16 protein-coding genes are annotated in these 16,804 nt (G+C 55.4%); 13 read left to right on the top strand and 3 right to left on the bottom strand.

The window, feature by feature from the left end; all coding sequences use genetic code 11:
• The first annotated feature begins 236 nt into the window (after window positions 1-236).
• The 5 genes from GFN93_RS06850 to GFN93_RS06870 all read left to right on the top strand — a co-directional run bounded on the left by GFN93_RS06850 (window position 237) and on the right by GFN93_RS06870 (window position 5,799).
• On the top strand, window positions 237-1,466 hold the full coding sequence (locus GFN93_RS06850; protein WP_194285754.1) for a tetratricopeptide repeat protein: 1,230 nt from the start codon (window positions 237-239) through the stop codon (window positions 1,464-1,466).
• Entirely contained in the window at window positions 1,463-2,107 is a 645-nt protein-coding gene (locus tag GFN93_RS06855) for a hypothetical protein (RefSeq protein WP_153500011.1), read from the top strand. Before GFN93_RS06850 ends, GFN93_RS06855 begins: the two co-directional genes overlap by 4 nt.
• 91 nt (window positions 2,108-2,198) lie before the next feature.
• A complete protein-coding gene (locus tag GFN93_RS06860; RefSeq protein ID WP_153500013.1) occupies window positions 2,199-3,062 on the top strand; it encodes a sigma-70 family RNA polymerase sigma factor in 864 nt (287 codons plus the stop codon).
• Entirely contained in the window at window positions 3,046-3,999 is a 954-nt protein-coding gene (locus tag GFN93_RS06865) for a hypothetical protein (protein ID WP_153500014.1), read from the top strand. Before GFN93_RS06860 ends, GFN93_RS06865 begins: the two co-directional genes overlap by 17 nt.
• Window positions 4,000-4,158: 159 nt before the next feature.
• A complete protein-coding gene (locus GFN93_RS06870; RefSeq protein WP_208993724.1) occupies window positions 4,159-5,799 on the top strand; it encodes a vWA domain-containing protein in 1,641 nt (546 codons plus the stop codon).
• Window positions 5,800-5,880: 81 nt separating this feature from the next.
• Here GFN93_RS06870 and GFN93_RS06875 read toward each other — a convergent pair whose 3' ends face one another.
• Entirely contained in the window at window positions 5,881-6,915 is a 1,035-nt protein-coding gene (locus GFN93_RS06875; protein WP_153500016.1) for a phospholipase A, read from the bottom strand.
• Between the two features lie 26 nt (window positions 6,916-6,941).
• A complete protein-coding gene (locus GFN93_RS06880) occupies window positions 6,942-7,130 on the bottom strand; it encodes a Trm112 family protein (protein ID WP_153501868.1) in 189 nt (62 codons plus the stop codon).
• A gap of 274 nt (window positions 7,131-7,404) precedes the next feature.
• On the opposite strand from GFN93_RS06880, the gene GFN93_RS06885 reads away from it, so the two are divergent.
• The 3 genes from GFN93_RS06885 to GFN93_RS06895 all read left to right on the top strand — a co-directional run bounded on the left by GFN93_RS06885 (window position 7,405) and on the right by GFN93_RS06895 (window position 11,811).
• Window positions 7,405-9,201 carry an acyl-CoA dehydrogenase C-terminal domain-containing protein gene (locus tag GFN93_RS06885; RefSeq protein WP_153500017.1) on the top strand — a complete coding sequence of 599 codons (1,797 nt, stop codon included), beginning with the start codon at window positions 7,405-7,407 and terminating at the stop codon, window positions 9,199-9,201.
• Window positions 9,202-9,518: 317 nt separating this feature from the next.
• Window positions 9,519-9,908, top strand: coding sequence for a YbaN family protein (locus GFN93_RS06890; protein ID WP_153500019.1), 390 nt, complete (start codon window positions 9,519-9,521; stop codon window positions 9,906-9,908).
• 127 nt (window positions 9,909-10,035) lie between these two features.
• Entirely contained in the window at window positions 10,036-11,811 is a 1,776-nt protein-coding gene (locus GFN93_RS06895; RefSeq protein WP_153500021.1) for an acyl-CoA dehydrogenase C-terminal domain-containing protein, read from the top strand.
• A 289-nt stretch (window positions 11,812-12,100) separates the two neighbouring features.
• Here the strand turns inward: GFN93_RS06895 and GFN93_RS06900 are convergent, their stop codons facing one another.
• Complete coding sequence (locus tag GFN93_RS06900; protein WP_153500023.1) at window positions 12,101-12,736, bottom strand: endonuclease; 636 nt, start codon at window positions 12,734-12,736, stop codon at window positions 12,101-12,103.
• 667 nt (window positions 12,737-13,403) lie between these two features.
• Between GFN93_RS06900 and GFN93_RS06905 the strand changes: the two genes are divergently transcribed.
• From GFN93_RS06905 to GFN93_RS06925, 5 genes are read left to right on the top strand one after another with little or no spacing between them, the layout of a single operon-like run.
• Window positions 13,404-13,568 (top strand): Flp family type IVb pilin, encoded by a 165-nt coding sequence (locus tag GFN93_RS06905; RefSeq protein ID WP_153500025.1) that lies wholly within the window; start codon window positions 13,404-13,406, stop codon window positions 13,566-13,568.
• Between the two features lie 49 nt (window positions 13,569-13,617).
• Window positions 13,618-14,130, top strand: coding sequence for an A24 family peptidase (locus tag GFN93_RS06910; protein ID WP_153500027.1), 513 nt, complete (start codon window positions 13,618-13,620; stop codon window positions 14,128-14,130).
• A gap of 46 nt (window positions 14,131-14,176) precedes the next feature.
• A complete protein-coding gene (gene cpaB, locus GFN93_RS06915) occupies window positions 14,177-15,025 on the top strand; it encodes a Flp pilus assembly protein CpaB (protein WP_153500028.1) in 849 nt (282 codons plus the stop codon).
• 46 nt (window positions 15,026-15,071) lie between these two features.
• Window positions 15,072-16,559 carry a type II and III secretion system protein family protein gene (locus GFN93_RS06920; RefSeq protein WP_194285755.1) on the top strand — a complete coding sequence of 496 codons (1,488 nt, stop codon included), beginning with the start codon at window positions 15,072-15,074 and terminating at the stop codon, window positions 16,557-16,559.
• Entirely contained in the window at window positions 16,552-16,800 is a 249-nt protein-coding gene (locus GFN93_RS06925) for a hypothetical protein (RefSeq protein ID WP_153500032.1), read from the top strand. Before GFN93_RS06920 ends, GFN93_RS06925 begins: the two co-directional genes overlap by 8 nt.
• Window positions 16,801-16,804 lie beyond the last annotated feature (4 nt).

A 16,804-nucleotide genomic window follows, 5' to 3' on the forward strand; every position in this document is an offset into this window, starting at 1 on the left:
AGCGCTATGTCAGCTTGCGTGCGCTGACCTTGATGCGTCTTGGCCGATATAAGGAGGCCGCAGAGTGTCTTGACGTTTTTGCCCGGGAACAAATTCTTCCCCCTTTCCTTCGCTACAACCGGGCTGTCAGCCTGCTGAAAAGCGGTCGCCTTGCCCAAGGTGAGGCTGAGCTTGAGCGAATCGTTGGCCTGCCAGCGGATCAGCCTGGACTGGAAGGCCTCAAGGATCAGGCTCGGTTGGCACTGGCCTCGCATTGGTTGAACGTTGATCAGCAAAAGCAGGCGCTGACCTTGCTTTCCAGTGCGCGTCTGGAGGGACCGTTTGCCGATGAGGCCATGCTCCTCTATTCACGCATCCTGTTGAATGAGCGCCAGACGGATCGGGCTTTGGCCGTTTTAACACGGCTGGAAACGCGCGCTATCCACAGCGATGCGGTCCAGCAAGCGCTGCTGGTTCTGGCGCAAGTGTATGAGCAGCAGGGTAATCAGAAAGCAGCAAAAACCTACTTTGAAAAAGCACTGCGGCGATTTGCGTCCGAGGAAGCGTTTCTTAAGGAAACGCAGGCTCAAATAGCCAGTGGTGAATGGTTCGCCGATGTGAAGGGGGAGGCTGCTTGGTCTAACTCCATGGAGCCTCTGCCGGTTTTTTCCACGCAAGATATCAACCGTTTTTCTGTCTTTTACCGCTGGTTTGCCAGCGCTGAATTTCAACGGCGTTGGATTCAATACCATGAGTTGCGGCGCCTGCAAAACAGATTGGATCTTTGGGCATATAAAATGCCGGCCCTGACGGCCATGGCGAAAGACCGGGCCCAACAGAAAGCAGTGTTACTTCCTGAGGCGCGTGGCGTGCTGGAGCAGTTATCGAACCAGGGCCTGCCACAGCGCTTCGATCTGCTTGAGTCGCGTTTTGAGGAAGCGGTCAGCCGTCAGGACCTGCTGGCGTTTGCCTCAGAATCGGAAAAGGAATTATGGCAGGTGCAGCAACAAGCTCAGGTTACGATTGACCAATGGGGACGGTTTGCTCGTCCTGATATGGGGGAGCAGCTGGCGTTTTATCGCGGGTTACTGCTTTGGGAAATGCAGGAGAATCTGGTTTCCCGGCAACAGGATCGCCGGCAGCAGTTGGAAGAGATTGGTGTCTTGCTGGATGAAAATCGTGTGCTGCAGGATCGGGTTTTTCTTGCCGCTAACCAGATTGAGCAGCTGGGGGAGGTTGGTCAGGATCTGGTCGAGCTCAATGCCAGGGTGCTTGAGCTTCAGAAACAAGGTGAAAGGCTTGTGCAACGTCAGCAGCTCGATTTGCAGGCGGGTGCGTCCCGGCAGGTGATGCAACTTCGGGATAAGCTCAGGCAGTATTCAGCCGCAGCCCATGAAGGCCTTGCTGACCTGGTCAATCGCTCACTGCGAGCAACCCGCTCATCCGGAGTCTCTGCCCCGGCGGTCAAAACAGGAGAGGAACCATGACAACCCAGCTACAGGATGGCCTGTTCTACCAGGATGAAGGTTTTGATCTGCTGGAGAGTCCTTTCTCGCCCTGGGAGTATGGCCTTGAGCCCGGCGAGGACAGCAGTCATTGCTGGCGTGGCTATACGGCGAATTATGCTATCCAGGATGGTCAGCTGTTGTTGTCCTATCTGGCCTTGGCTGAGCCGATCCAATATCTGCGATTTGATGAGAACGGGCAGGAAATTACCCAGCCGATCCGTTACCCGCCTCTCAACGGTGTTTTGCCGGTGCGTGATACCTCTTTCGTGACTGGCAGCTGGCATTATCATGAACTGAATATGCCGCTGGATTACACAGGCACACTGACACTGTGTCGGCTGCCGCGGCATCAGGATGATCCGGATTACTGGGAGGGACGTGACAATCCTGATCTGGAAGACTTTGAGCATGTGCTTCAGCTGATCCTGGAGAAGGGGCGAGTGATTGCAGAAAAGGAAGTCTGTGTTCCGCAGCCCGAAAGCGAGGATAACCTCCCTCTCCCCCTGCCGGTTGGAGCGGGAGAAGCTGGAGAGTTGAAGGACGGGGCCTTTGATGTGGATGAAGACTTTCTCAGAGAGTGGGGGATCGAGCCCTTGCCGCCCAGAGACGAAGACAAATAGACGGCTATTGCTTGCCTGCAAGTACGATCGCCTTTCCTTCCCTGTGCATTTGCGCTACAAGTGAAAGCGTTTCATTCATACAGACTTTTTCATGGCAAATGGACCTGCAGTTGGGCAGTCGGTGGACTGGCCTGCGCTGATTTTTGATCCTGCCTTCATGGCAGGGCTGGAACGCATGGCGGCCCGTCGCTTTGTGCAGCCCGTGCTGGCCGAAGAGGCCTGCACCGCCATGTTGGAGGCGCTCAGTGACAATGAATGGGCAGCCTTGCAGACCTTTACCGGTAAAAGTACTCCCTCCACCTTTGCCTATGCCGTGGCCGGTCGTGCCATGGAAGACTATGCCCGCCGCAAGTTTGGCCGACCCCGCCCGCCCCAGTGGTTGCAGGCCATGGGCCAGGGATGGGTGAAGCTCTGGCGCATGCTGTGCCTTGAGCGCCAGTGGCCGGAAACGATCAAGACCCGTCTGGCGGATGAGTTCCGTGACGGGCTGATTGGCGATGCCATTCGAGAAATCAAACAGCGCATTCCCCGTTGTGGAGAACCCGGCTTTTCCGAATGTTGTGTCACGGAGCTGGGGCTGGACACGCTCCCCGATGACAAGGGGGCATCGCTGGATGCCAGCTTTGAGCAGGCCCAGCGTGAGCAGGCGCTGTCGTTGATGGCGTCCTTGCTGGGTGATGGCGTGGGTGAGGCAAGCGGCGGGGCTTGTCCGTCCAATGAAGAAGAGGCACTGGTAAGACTGACCGCATCGCTGTCCCTGTCGGCAGATGATCGTCTGCTGCTGGCACTCCATTACGAGGATGGTCTGGCCAGTCGTCGCATTGCCGAACTGACAGGTAGCAGTGCGGCTACCGTGCAGCGGCGTTTGCAGGGGCTGCGTGGGCGTTTGCTGAATGCGTTGACCGACATGGGCATGACTGGCAACGGGGAGGCGTCATTTGAATACGGACAATGAAAAAACGTTGATGCAGTCTCTGCGTGTGTCGGAATCCGGGACCAGTGATCTGCTGTCCCTGCCAGTGTTTAGCGGTTTTGGTAGTGAAGACGAGATTCTGGCTGCCTGGCAAGAGGGCGCCCTCAGTACGGAGCAGGAAGCCGCGCTCAGGGCTGCGCTGGCCACCAGCAACAGCTTGCGTCAGCAGTGGTTGGCTTTGTCGGCGGCGGTACCGATGGTGAAGCACGGGGCCGTCTGGCATGGCCTGTTCCGTTGGCACTGGGCCACTATCGGCATGACCGCCAGCGTCGCACTGGTGGGAGTACTCTTGTTCCGTCAGGGGCAGTTGCCGATGGCACCGGCCGAGACGGCGGTAATGCATGAGCCTGTGGCAGACCGATCGCTGGAAGCGGCCCGCGTTGAATCGGATGCGCTGGCAGGCAGGGAGCAATCCGTCGCAGAGGCGAAAGCGTTTAATGGGGTGGCGCAGAAACGCCAGTTAGCCAGTGAAGAAGCGCGGCGAAGCATGGCGGATTCCTTTGCGCAAGACAGTGCCGAAATCGAGAGTATTGAAATGGACAGCGCCCCGCTCATGGAAGAACGGTCGAGGGTGGCGGCAACGCCGCAGCCTGGTCCTCTTGCGGTGGCGCCGTCCTCTGCCATGGCGCCTGCGACCCTGGCACCGGAGGAAGCTCCTGCATGGCAGGAGTACCTCAACGTTTATCGCGAAGGGCTGGCCGCAGATCCCGACAGTGACATGGCGCTTCTGGCTCAGGCGGCACTGGCTGTGGAGGCGAGCGGCTGTGCGGCTGCCAACGTGGCGGCCTTGCAGCAGGCCTTTGATGTGGTGAAAGCTCAATACCCCAATACGTTTGTGGCCCTGGAACCAGACAGCCCGGCGGGCTGGTGTGGATTGGGTACGATACTGGACGAGGCTGGCCGGAACGCAGGGCAATAGAGGGCGGACCGGCCGTTCTCATCTATTGTGAAAGTCGCAACAACACCCCCGTCGATGCATCCCCAACCACATAAAAAATGTTTTTGAAAAAATGTGAGGCGCTTTTCCCGCCTGTCCGTCTACCTCCATGAAGGATAAAAAAATACCCAGGAGGTAACCGTGAAAACTTTCAATCGTACACCGCTGGTTCTGGCCCTTGGCATCGCATTGGCGGCGTGTTCATATCAGCAGGATCGGGAAGCCACGATCGAGCGTCAGCATGATGTGGCGGGCAAGCCGGCACAGGTGCAGGCCAAACGCATGATGGCGGACAGCGTCCATATGAGCGAAGTCCAGGTCATGGCTGCCCCTCAGGCACCAATGCCATGGGTGGTGCCTCAGGAGGAGCGGGATCGTTTCACCGAGATTGAAGACAACGGCATCATGCGCACGGCTGAAACGCCCGTGTCCACCTTCTCCATTGACGTGGATACGGCGTCCTACAGCTTCTCCCGACGTCAGATCAATCACGGTCGCCTGCCCCAGCCGGACGCCATTCGACTGGAAGAGTGGGTCAACTATTTCGATTACGACTACCCCGCACCGGACTCACCAAAGACGCCATTCCTGACCCATGTGTCGGTGAGCGACTCTCCGTGGCGTGCTGGGAACAAGCTGGTGCATATCGGCATCAAGGGTTATGAGCCGCAGCAGGCTTCGCGGCCCCGGGCCAACCTGGTGTTCCTGCTGGATGTGTCCGGCAGCATGATGTCCGACGACAAGCTGCCCCTTGTAACCCGCTCCCTGCGCATGATGGTGGATCAGATGCACCCGGAGGATTCGGTGGCGATTGTGGTCTATGCCGGCGCAGCGGGTGTGGTGCTGGAGCCAACGGAGATCCGTGAAAAGCACAAGATCGAGGCGGCGCTGAATCAGCTCCGTGCCGGTGGCTCCACTGCCGGCGGGGAAGGTATTCAACTGGCTTATGATCTGGCTGCTGAGCATTTCGACAAGGACGCAGTGAATCGGGTGATCCTTGCCACCGATGGCGATTTCAATGTGGGGGTGACCGATCAGGAGGCGCTGGAAGGGCTCATCACCCGTGAACGTGATAAAGGCATTTACCTGTCGGTGCTGGGCTTTGGTCAGGGCAATTATAACGATAGCCTGATGCAGACGCTGGCCCAGAATGGCAATGGTGTCGCCGCGTACATTGATACCCTGAACGAAGCGCGCAAGGTGCTGGTGACAGAGGCCACGTCTTCCCTGATTCCGATTGCCCAGGACGTGAAGATCCAGATGGAATTCAATCCGGCCACGGTGCAGGAATATCGCCTTCTTGGATATGAAACCCGTGCCCTGGAGCGTGAGGATTTCAATAATGACAAGGTGGATGCTGGTGAAATAGGTGCAGGCCATACGGTGACGGCTATCTATGAGATTACCCCGGTGGGGGCTGCGCCGATGATTGAGCCGGGTCGTTATGAAAAGCCGGACAGCAAAACGGCAGCGCCGTTTGCCGGTGAGTACGCCTTCCTGAAATTGCGTTACAAGCGCCCGGGGGAAAGTCGTTCGCTGTTGATTGAAACCCCGGTGCCCGTGAAACAGGAAAAGGCTGCCGACTGGCAACGCCGTGAAACCGGATTCGCTATCGCAGTGGCCGGCGCTGCCCAGTTGCTCAAGGGCAGCCAGTACACCGGAGAGTGGACTCTGGATGATGCCATCGAACTGGCGCAGAAAAACAAGGGAGACGATGAGTATGGCTATCGTTCCGAGTTTATACAGTTGCTTCGTCAGGCTGAGGTGAGTGAAAAAATTTAAAAATCAACACGCCCAATAATGGTGGGAGGCGCGGCAGAGGCGAATGGCATATTCGGCTTCTGTCGCGCATTCGTTTTGCGGCTACAGCGTGTCAGTCAACAAAATGCCGAAACTAAAGCGGTTTTCATAATCGTTGTAGTTGATCAAGGAATCCCCGTAGCCAGTGAAAAGCTGCACCAGCCCTTTGAAACGTTTAGTGAGGGGGAAGGAGTAATTCAGCCGCCCGGCGCCCTTGTTGTCGCTGCGCAAATTGTTACGCACCATCACTTCCAGCACGTGGTTGCCGAAGGGACGAGCGATTTCCAGCTCGAAATTGCCCATGAATTTTTCGATGTCGGGATTGTCATCGCCCTGGGTATCCAGCGGATCATCCTTTTCGCTTTCCGGAATGCGGTACCAGGGCTTCAGTGACCAGTAATAACTGCCGGTGCGCGCAACATAGTTGAAGAAAATCCGGTTCCAGCTTCGTGACACGGGGATGTCGCGACCATTGGACTCATGGCTGATGCCCAATGCAACCAGTTCAGAATCCACAGGGCCAAATTGCCAGTTCACTGGCTTGGTGATGAACACTTCTGGCTCATAGTTGGCCTCACGGAAGGGGGCGGACTCATCCTTGTTGTAGGCCTGCCAGTAAAAGGTGCCGGTAAACGCCATCCACAGGGTCACATCATCGACCAGCTTTTCCTTGATCGGGGCCTTGAGGGACAACTGGAACAACACTTCAGTGGGCTGCAGCTCATTGTCATCTTTGTCGGGATCGTTCCATTTACGATTCGACCAGTAGCTGTAGGGCATCAGGTAATTACGGCGATGTGGCGTAATCACGAAGGGGTTGCCGCTGGTCTTGCTTTCCAGTGCGAGACGGGCGCGCAGGGCATCTTCATGGGCACTGATAGTCTGGCCATTCTCGCTGACATCGCACCAGCCACGCATTTCTTCTACTGTCACGGCCTTGTCGGCGGTTTGCACGCTGCGCAGCAGGCATTCATCCCGACGCTGCTTGACGGTCATTTGATCGCTTGGTGTCCCTGCAGCAGGAACTTCCGGCTTGGCCGCCGCTTCGGCATAGGCAGGGCTACAGAGCAGCAGGGCAAGCACCAGCAGCTTGTGCATGAACAATCCTTCAGAGTGATGGCTTTCTAGAGGTTGCCGATTTCGTCGTCGGTCAGAGCCCGGGCTTGCTCTTCCAGCATGACCGGGATGCCATCGCGTACCGGGTAGGCCAGGCCGCTGGCCTTGCACTTCAATTCGGCCCGTTTTTCATCGTAGATCAGCGGCGCTTTGCTGACCGGGCAGACCAGGATATCGAGCAGGTTGGGATCGAGCATATTCATGATTCCTTCATCAGATGGGCAGGAGTATAGCAGCGATTCGAGATTAAGCGGTGATGTGCTAAACAGCCTGTTTATTTTTTCGAAAATTTACTAACCATATGAAAATAAAAGGATTTGCGTCCCAAACGGCAGTTTCAAACGCTTGTTTGACTTGTGGGTCACAAATAGCACTGGAGGCTCGCTGGAGCGCTGACCTAAGATTACTGTCCCAATGACCGGCGCGCCTGTGGCCCGCCGCATTTTTACTCTTTGATTAGGGAGATTTGAGATGCCGGATTACAAGGCTCCCCTGCGCGACATGCGCTTCGTACTGAATGAAGTCCTGGACGTGGATTCCCACTACGCCAGTCTGGGTCTGGAAGACGTTAACAGCGAACTGCTGAATGCTTTCCTGGAAGAAGGCGCCAAGTTTTCCGAAAACGAGCTGGCTCCCCTGAACCGCTCTGGTGACGAGGAAGGCTGTGGATTTGAAAATGGTGTTGTCACCACCCCGAAGGGCTTCAAGGAAGCCTACGCCAAATATGTGGAAGGCGGTTGGCCGGCCATGGGCGGAGATGTGGAATTCGGTGGCCAGGGGCTGCCTGGCTCTGCGGGTATCGCTATTTCTGAAATGACCGGTACGGCTAACTGGTCCTGGAGCATGTACCCGGGCCTGTCCCACGGGGCGATTGCCACTGTGGAAGAGCACGGTACCGACGAGCAGAAGCAGGCCTACCTGCCGAAGCTGATCAGTGGTGAGTGGACTGGCACCATGTGTCTGACCGAACCGCACTGTGGTTCTGACCTGGGTATCCTCAAGACCAAGGCTGAGCCCAACGCTGATGGCTCCTACAGCATCACCGGTACCAAGATCTTCATCTCTGCCGGTGAACATGACATGGCCGAGAACATCATCCACATCGTTCTCGCGCGTCTGCCGGGTGCGCCTGCTGGCACCAAGGGTATCTCCCTGTTCATCGTTCCCAAGTTCATGACCGACGGCAACGGCGGTGTGGGCGAGCGTAATGCCGTAGCCTGTGGCTCCATCGAGCACAAGATGGGCATCAAGGCCTCCGCGACCTGTGTGATGAATTTTGACGGTGCCAAAGGGTACTTGATTGGTCCGGAGAACAAAGGCCTGAACTGCATGTTCACCTTCATGAACTTCGCTCGCCTGGGTACTGCTATCCAGGGCGTGGCTCACGCTGAACTGGGTTTCCAGGGCGGCCTGGCCTACGCCAAGGATCGTCTGGCGATGCGTAGCCTGACCGGTCCGAAGAACCCGGAAGGTCCTGCCGATCCGATCATCGTTCATCCGGACGTGCGTCGTATGCTGCTGACGTCCAAGGCGTTTGCGGAAGGTGGTCGTGCACTGGTTTACCTGTGTTCCCAGCTGGGAGACAAGGTGAAACTGGCCAAAGACGAAGCCGAGCGCAAGGAAGCCGACGAGCTGATGGCGCTGCTGACTCCGATTGCCAAGGCGTTCATCACCGAAGCCGGTCTGGAAGCGGCCAACCACGGTGTGCAGATCTACGGCGGTCACGGCTTTATCCGTGAGTGGGGCATGGAGCAGAACGTACGTGATGCCCGTATCTCTACCCTGTACGAAGGCACCACCGGTATTCAGGCTCTCGACCTGCTGGGTCGTAAGGTGATGATGACTCAGGGCCAGTCCCTGCGTAACTTCACCAAGATCATCCACAAGTTCTGCGAAACCCACGCAGACAATGCGGACCTGAAGCAATTCCTTGAGCCGCTGGCGGCCTACAACAAGGAATGGGGCGAGATGACCCAGGCCATCGGTATGCAGGCCATGCAGAACCCGGATTACGTGGGTGCTGCTTCCGTGGATTACCTGATGTACTCCGGTTATGTGACTCTGGCTTACCTGTGGGCCCGTATGGCCGCAGTAGCCCATGCCAAGCTGGAAGCGGGCGCTGGTGACGAGGACTTCTACAAGGCCAAGATCAGCACTGCCAACTTCTACTTCAAGCGTATCCTGCCGCGCGTTGCCGGTCACAAGGGTGCCATTGAAGGTGGTCTGGACTGCATGATGGATCTGGATGCCGAGCACTTCGCATTCTGATCTGGCAGCTAACTGCCCAATAAAAAACCCGCCTTTATGGCGGGTTTTTTATTGGGCGCCTGATGCCTGCGCTGCCCCGAAGCCGCTGTGGGAGGGCCAACTTGTTGGCTGAACCCTCTCGGTACAAGGCAGCAAGGCTATTCCTGCGGCTCAGGCCTTCCCCTTGGTACGGCGTGACGCTGCGCTCCCCCTCTTTACGACGAAAGGTGCACTTTCCCTGCCCGTAATGCCTTTGCCAGTGTTCGCTCTGCGACGCATACTGAACCCTCGTGTTTAGCGTGTGGAGCGTTTGTCGGGGCTCCGCAAGGGATGAAGACATGGTAAGGACACTTTGCTGGCGTTTTCTGGCTATCCTGTTCGTGGTGATCGGGATGGTCGGCGTGGTTGTACCTGGCTTGCCGACGGTGCCGTTTCTGCTGGTGGCAGCGTGGGCTGGAAGCCACGGTTGGCCTGCGCTTGAGCAGTGGTTGCTGGAACATCCCCGTTATGGTGAACCTTTGCTGCAATGGCGGCAGAACCGTGCCATATCCCGTCGTGCCAAGTGCGCGGCTTCTACCATGATGCTGATCAGTATCATGATCATCTCGTTTTCCGGAGCCCATACCGCGGTGAAAATTGCCGTTCCGTTGATGTTGTGTGTGACATTGTTGTGGCTCTGGAATCGTCCGGAACCCCCCAAGGCGGTTCCTGAGCATCACAAGGCGTGACTTTTCAGTCAGCAGTATGACTCGGTGGCATCTCTGTCTGCATGAACGGTGAGTCACAAATAAGCCTGTAATCACAGGCACTTGCTGCCTAAAATTTGCGCCCTGCCAACTTTCGGGAGATGTGCAAATGGCGACCTATAAAGCGCCCCTCGAGGACATGCGTTTTGTTCTCAACGATGTGTTCAAAGCGGACGAGCAGTGGGCAAAGATGCCTGCTACCGCCGAGGTAACCCGCGACCTGTCTGATGCCATTCTGGAAGAAGCAGGCAAGATGACAGAAGGCCTGCTGTTCCCCCTCAACCGTAATGGTGACGAGCAGGGCTGTAGCTGGAACGACGGCAATGTGACCACGCCGGATGGTTTCAAGGAAGCGTTCAATACCTTCGCCGAAAACGGCTGGACAGCTTTCTCCGGTAACCCGGAATTCGGCGGTCAGGGCATGCCGAAATCCCTGGCAGTACTGTTTGAAGAAATGATGCACAGTGCGAACTCCTCCTTTGCACTGTACCCGGCGCTGACCAGCGGTGCTTGCCTGGCCATTGATGCGCACGCCTCTGAAGAACTCAAGGCCCAGTATCTGCCCAAGCTCTACAGTGGTGAGTGGGCTGGCACCATGTGCCTGACCGAGCCACATTCTGGTACCGATCTGGGTATCGGTCGTACCAAGGCGGAGCCCAACGATGATGGTTCCTACAGCATTACCGGGACCAAGATCTTCATCACCGGTGGTGAGCACGACCTGACCAGTAACCATATTCACCTGGTATTGGCCAAGTTGCCGGGTGCCCCGGAAGGCTCAAAGGGGATCTCCCTGTTCCTGGTGCCCAAGTTCCTTCCCGATGCGGACAACAATGCCGGTGAGCCCAACGGTGCCACCTGTGGTTCCATCGAACACAAGATGGGTATCAAGGGTTCTGCTACCTGTGTGATGAACTTCGACGGCGCCAAGGGCTGGATCATCGGTGAGCCGAACCAGGGGCTGGCCTGCATGTTCACCATGATGAACTACGAGCGTCTGTCCATTGGTTTGCAGGGGCTTGGTCTGGGCGAAGTGAGCTATCAGAGCGCCGTGGAATACGCCCGCGAGCGTCTGCAGGGCCGCAGCTCAACCGGTGCCAAGAACCCTAACGGCCCCGCTGACCCGATCATCGTGCATGGTGATGTTCGCCGTATGCTGATGAATATGCGTGCCATCAACGAAGGTGGCCGTGCACTGGCTGCCTACGTGGGTTTGCAGCTGGATGCCGCCAAGTTCAGTGACGATGCCGATGTGAAGAAGAAAGCGGATGATCGTGTGGCGCTGTTGACCCCGATCGCCAAAGCGTTCTTTACCGACCGTGGTCTGGAAACCACCATCACTGGTCAGCAGGTCTTCGGTGGGCACGGCTATATCCGTGAGTGGGGTATGGAGCAGTTTGTTCGTGACTGCCGTATCTCCCAGATCTATGAAGGTACCAACGGGATTCAGGCACTGGATCTGGCCGGCCGTAAAGTAGCTCGTAATGGCGGTAAATCAGTGGATGCGTTCCTGGCTGAGGCCAACGCTTGGCTGGAAGCCAACGCGTCCAATCCGCAGCTGGCTGGCGCGGTGGAACCGGTGAAAGCGGCTCTGGCTCTGTTGAAGGAAGCCACCGGGGAACTGCTGGCGCAAGCGGGTGATAATCCTGATGCTATCAGTGCGGGCGCTGTGGAATACCTGGATATCTTCGGTTACGTGCTCTACGCCTGGTTGTGGGCGCAGATGCTGGCGGCGACCGATGGGCGCGATGATGACTTTGCCAAGGCCAAGCGCATCACCGGTCAGTACTACTTCCAGCGTGTCCTGCCCAAGGCGGATGCCCTGTTTGCACAGCTGAAGAGCGGTGCGGCGACCATGATGGAGCTGGACGCAGACCTGTTCTGATAGAGCCGCTACATGCCGCACGCAACACGCGGCACGCTATAAAAAACCGCACCCCTGGGTGCGGTTTTTTTATGCCGCTACGCGGCGGCAGCTGGCATCACGCTTCACGGAACAGGCTTCCAATTCGAACAGCAAAGGTGCTTTTACCACGGAGGACAAGAGATCACTGAGTTAAAACAATGGGTTTCCTCAGTGGTCTCAGTGATCTCTGCGCTGAAAGTGCTCTTGATCCTGGCTTTATCACGCCGCCTTTGCGTGTTGCATGCAGCGTGCTGCGTGAAGCGTCTCCTCAAGGGAATTGCATGTTCAACGGAGACGGAGCTTTCATGGTGTCCGCCCGGTCGGGACTATCAATGAAGGGATTGCGATTGCCCTGCAGTTTTTCGATTTCATCGTTACGCCGCTTCTCTTCCTCATCTACCGGGTCTTCGCGGTTCCAACGCTGATACATTTCAAGCGTGCCAATAAACGGCAGCTGGTAGCGGTCGTGGAGATAGAGCATGGCGCGGGCAACTTCGCCTTTGGCGTGTGCCGGTGGTTCGAACACCTGGAAGGATTGTTGGTAACCGCACTGCGGGTCTGCAGCGATGTTATCAGGCAGTTCGCCAAACAAGGTGCGTCGCCGTTCCAGTTCAACTTTGGTCGTTACAGGGAAACGGCCATGGAGGTCCTGCTGGATGGTAGTGAATTCTTTGTTGGAAGAGCAGAGTCGACCGCTGCGGCAACCAAAATGCTTGGCCAGTCTACGATCATCATAGATCTCTTCAATTGAGATCCGGCTGCCGGAAGCAAAGGGTTCCTGACAATAGAGCGTCTTTCCTCCGTCAGGATAGAGTTGCTGAATGAACTCTTCATCTTGGTCGTTGGCATAGCTGATACCGACAAGCAGAAATGCCCCCAACAGCACTAATGCAACCTTATTCATATTGTGATGCCTGTCACATTTTATATTCGTCATGTTGCCCCCAAGGCCCACACGACAGGTATCTATAATGTATCCCTGTGGGATAGGCGGTGCCAATTGGTTGATGAATGGTTGTAGGACAATGGCAGCATTTGCCGCATGCAACACCTCAACAATATCAATGGGTTCGGGGTGTGGCGTGAATCTGCTTCGGGATTTGGGGCTCACGGCACAGGCGTTTGTTGCTTATCCCAAGGTATAGTCTCTAGCGGGGAGAAAGAAGGCTCCTTTAGAATTATTTTAAATAAAAACTTTTTTTGAACTAAATTCTTATCGGTTTTCAATATCGATAGACACAAAAAACCATGGGTATGTCTGTCTTGGTAACGAAGAGAAAAAAACAAATATATTCAATGTGTTGCCAAAAAACAGTCAGGCCATACCCCATATTGGGTAGCCGTAACTGTGTGATTTTTATAATAAAAAAGAATTATCAAAAAATCGCCATAGCTGAATATATTATTGGCGTGTTACAGAAAAATAATTACCGACACATCAAAGACGTACTTTCTTGATTCACATCAAGTAATCATTGCTATGTTCGCATTGTTTATGTGATACGGTTTGCAAAGACCGACATTTTTACAGTGCGGTCATCATGGAGAAAACGTTGTCTGGAGGACAGATCATGAAGAGCTTGATTACCCGTTTCCTGAAAGAAGAAGACGGTGCAACCATGGTGGAGTACGCCATCCTGGTCGCGCTGATTTCCGTTGTCGCCATTGTGGTTATTGGTTCTGTTGGCGGGAAGGTGGATGACGCCTTTCAAAGCGTTGACGACGCAATGTCATAAGGCTTTCGAGCCCTTGCAAACCTGGGTTTGCAAGGGCTTGTTTTAACCAATGACGACCTTGTTGCTTGTCGCCGTGGGTATTGCCCTTCCAGCCGTGATTTTTGACCTGTTGGAAAGGCGCATTCCCAATACGCTTATCTTGTCGGCTCTGTTTCTGGGGCCTGCAGCAGTGTTTTGGGAGGCGGGGCTGGAAGGAATGTTTTACGGTCTTGCCGCGGGATTGATTGCCTTCTCTATCGCCTTTCTATTCTGGTTAGTGGGGTGGCTGGGGGCTGGAGACGTCAAGCTGATCGGGGCTCTCGGGGTTCTGGTTGGGTTGCCGGAAATAGGGATTTACCTTCTTAACGTGGCGCTTCTGGGTGCGGTTCTGGGTTTGTTTTACCTGGTGTTAAAGGGTCGAGCCAGAGAGTCATGGGAACGACTGAATTACATGCTTGCTGCCAGGGAGCGTCAGCTTGAACGCACTGACAGTGGGCAAGCAGCTGCGGTGAATCTGCCCTATGCCATAGCCATCGGTACAGGAGCTATATTCACCATGATGGGTGTATCGCCCATGATCTAGATCCTGAAGAAAAAAGCATGGAGCGAACGGGGAAAGGAGATTCCTGATGCAACTTCGACCAATACTGATTCTGTTAGTAGCCATCATCCTTGGCGGTGTGACGGTGTATCTGGTGAATCAGTTCCTGCAAAGAGAAGTCACCAGCCGGACTGGAGAAAGAACAGTAAGAACCGTTCCTGTGGTGGTGGCTGCGGCTGATCTGAACAGTGGTACTCGCCTTGACGGTGTTCTTCTTGAGGTGGTGGCCTGGCCGGAAGCCAGTCTTCCAGAGGGAACTTTCAGTTCAAAGACGGCTCTGCTCCAGGACAAGCCTCCTTTGATTTTGACCCAGGCCAAAAAGGGCGAGCCCATTCTGAAGTACAAGCTATCCCCTTATGGTGCTCGCGGCGGACTGCCCGCGAAAATCCCTGAAGACAAACGAGCCATTACCCTGGCGGTGAATGAGGTTAAGGGTGTTGGTGGCTTTGTTATGCCGGGGGATTATGTGGATGTGTTGCATACCACGACTTTTGGCCGCTCAGATGAGAAGCCTGTTACCCGGGTGATTTTACAGAATGCCAAGGTTCTAGGCATTGACCAGCAGTCCAGTGACACCGAAACCGAACCCAAAGTCGTCAACTCGGCCACCATCATGGTGACGCCCTATGATGGTCAGCGCATCGTATTGGCGGCCAAGACAGGGGACCTGAATTTGATGCTGCGGAATGAATTCGATGCATCGATCCTGGAATCCGAGGTGGTGACCTACAAGGATCTAATGACGGAAGACACTGCGCCGACCAAGGTCAAGGTGGTGCGTCGGGTTCGTCGTGCTCCGCCCAAGCCACAGGTTGAAGTGATTCGAGGTCTGGAAGTGAAAAGCCAGACAGTGAAGGAAGGCCAGGTGCAGGAATAAGGCGACTGACGTCAGCGAGAGATAATGCTTCATGGAGGAAGGGAAGATGACTGTGACAATTCGACAGTGGCAATTGGGGCCATTTCGTGGAATCAGGCTGCTCCTGATTCTGCTGGCCTCTTTGGTCACGAGCGTAGCCTCGGCAGCTGAACGATATGAGCTGCAGTTCAGTGAAGGGCTGCAGAAAGAGGAGCTGACATTGTCGCTGGGTAAGTCCCAGATGATTTACTCGCCATCGCCTCTGGATCAGGTGGTGATTGGTAATCCTGCGATTGCGGACATCAAGCTGCTTTCATCCCGTCACGTTTTGATTCTGGGCCTTAAGCCTGGACACACCAATCTGGCATTTCGGGATCAGAACCGGAATCTGGTAGCGCTGATGGATGTCATTGTGGGTTATGACGTGGATCAGATGAAGCGTCGTATCTACGAGCTGATGCCGGAAGAGCAGGGAGTGGAGTTGAGAGGGTCGAATGACCAGATCATTCTTTCCGGCAAAGTGTCCAGCGTCATGGCCATGGAACAGGCCTTGTCTGTGGCGAAGAGTTTTGCTCCCGCGGAGAAAGTCGTCAACATGCTGGAGGTGGGCGGCGGCACACAGGTGATGCTTGAAGTGCGCATCGCCGAGATTAGCCGTACATCTCTCAAGGAGCTGGGAGTTAATCTTTCTGTTCTGGATGAGGATGGGGCCAAGGTGCTGACAGCGTTGTCCGGCATCACCTCAAATAATACGCCATTCCTTGATGCCATTTTCAGCGACCCTAGTGCCACCGCTTTTGGTATTAATGGCATTACCGGGCAGCTCCAGGCGCTGGAGAGGCAAGGTCTTGCCAAAGTGCTTGCCAAGCCGAACCTGACAGCATTGTCCGGGCAGGAGGCCAGTTTTCTGGCTGGTGGTGAGGTCGCAATCCCGGTTGCCCAGGACACCAACAATGATGGAACGGCCACCATTTCAGTTGACTACAAAGAGTTCGGGGTAGGGCTAAAGTTCATCCCGACCGTCCTTTCAGATAGCAGCATCAATATCAAGCTGAATGCTGAGGTATCCGCGGTGGACGAGGCAAATGGTTTTCAGGCCTCTGGATTCAACATTCCCGGTTTTGTGACCCGAAGAACAGGAACAACTGTTGAAATGGCGGATGGTCAGGCGTTCGCAGTGGCCGGTCTGATCCAGAACAATGCCAACAACGTGATCAACAAGGTGCCTTTGTTGGGGAGTATCCCGGTGTTGGGTGCCCTGTTCCGTTCCTCCGAGTACAAGAGGAGCGAAAGCGAGCTTGTTGTGATCGTAACTCCACGTCTGGTGACGCCAAAGCGCATGGATGATTATGCCATGCCTACTGATGTTTTCGTGCCTCCCACGGACCTTGATCAGTATCTGCTTGGTTTCCTGCAGCATCAGCCTTCAGAAAACCGTAATGATGATGAAGAGGAGGAAGCTGAGCAGCAGAACAGCCGTGCCGATGCTTCAGCACAGGGAGGCCTGCAAGGTCATTATGGTCACCAGCTCAGGGAGGTAGCCAGCTATGAATAAGTTAATTGGAATTTTCCTTGTATTAGCCCTTACCGGTTGCGCCAGAGAGTCCCTGAGAGGAGATCACGGCTACAGCAATGAGAACAACATGGCTGTTCAGGTGGTCAATCCGGGCGCGGAGAACAAGGACTATGGTGTGATTACTACTCACGGCGCCAAGATCAATGCCGGCGTTGAGCGCTACCTCAAGGATGATGGTGAGGTGGAAGAAGGGCGTGTGGTTGAGGATGTTGGCGGTTAACGCC

Source organism: Alcanivorax sediminis (genome assembly GCF_009601165.1).
Classification (GTDB): domain Bacteria; phylum Pseudomonadota; class Gammaproteobacteria; order Pseudomonadales; family Alcanivoracaceae; genus Alcanivorax; species Alcanivorax sediminis.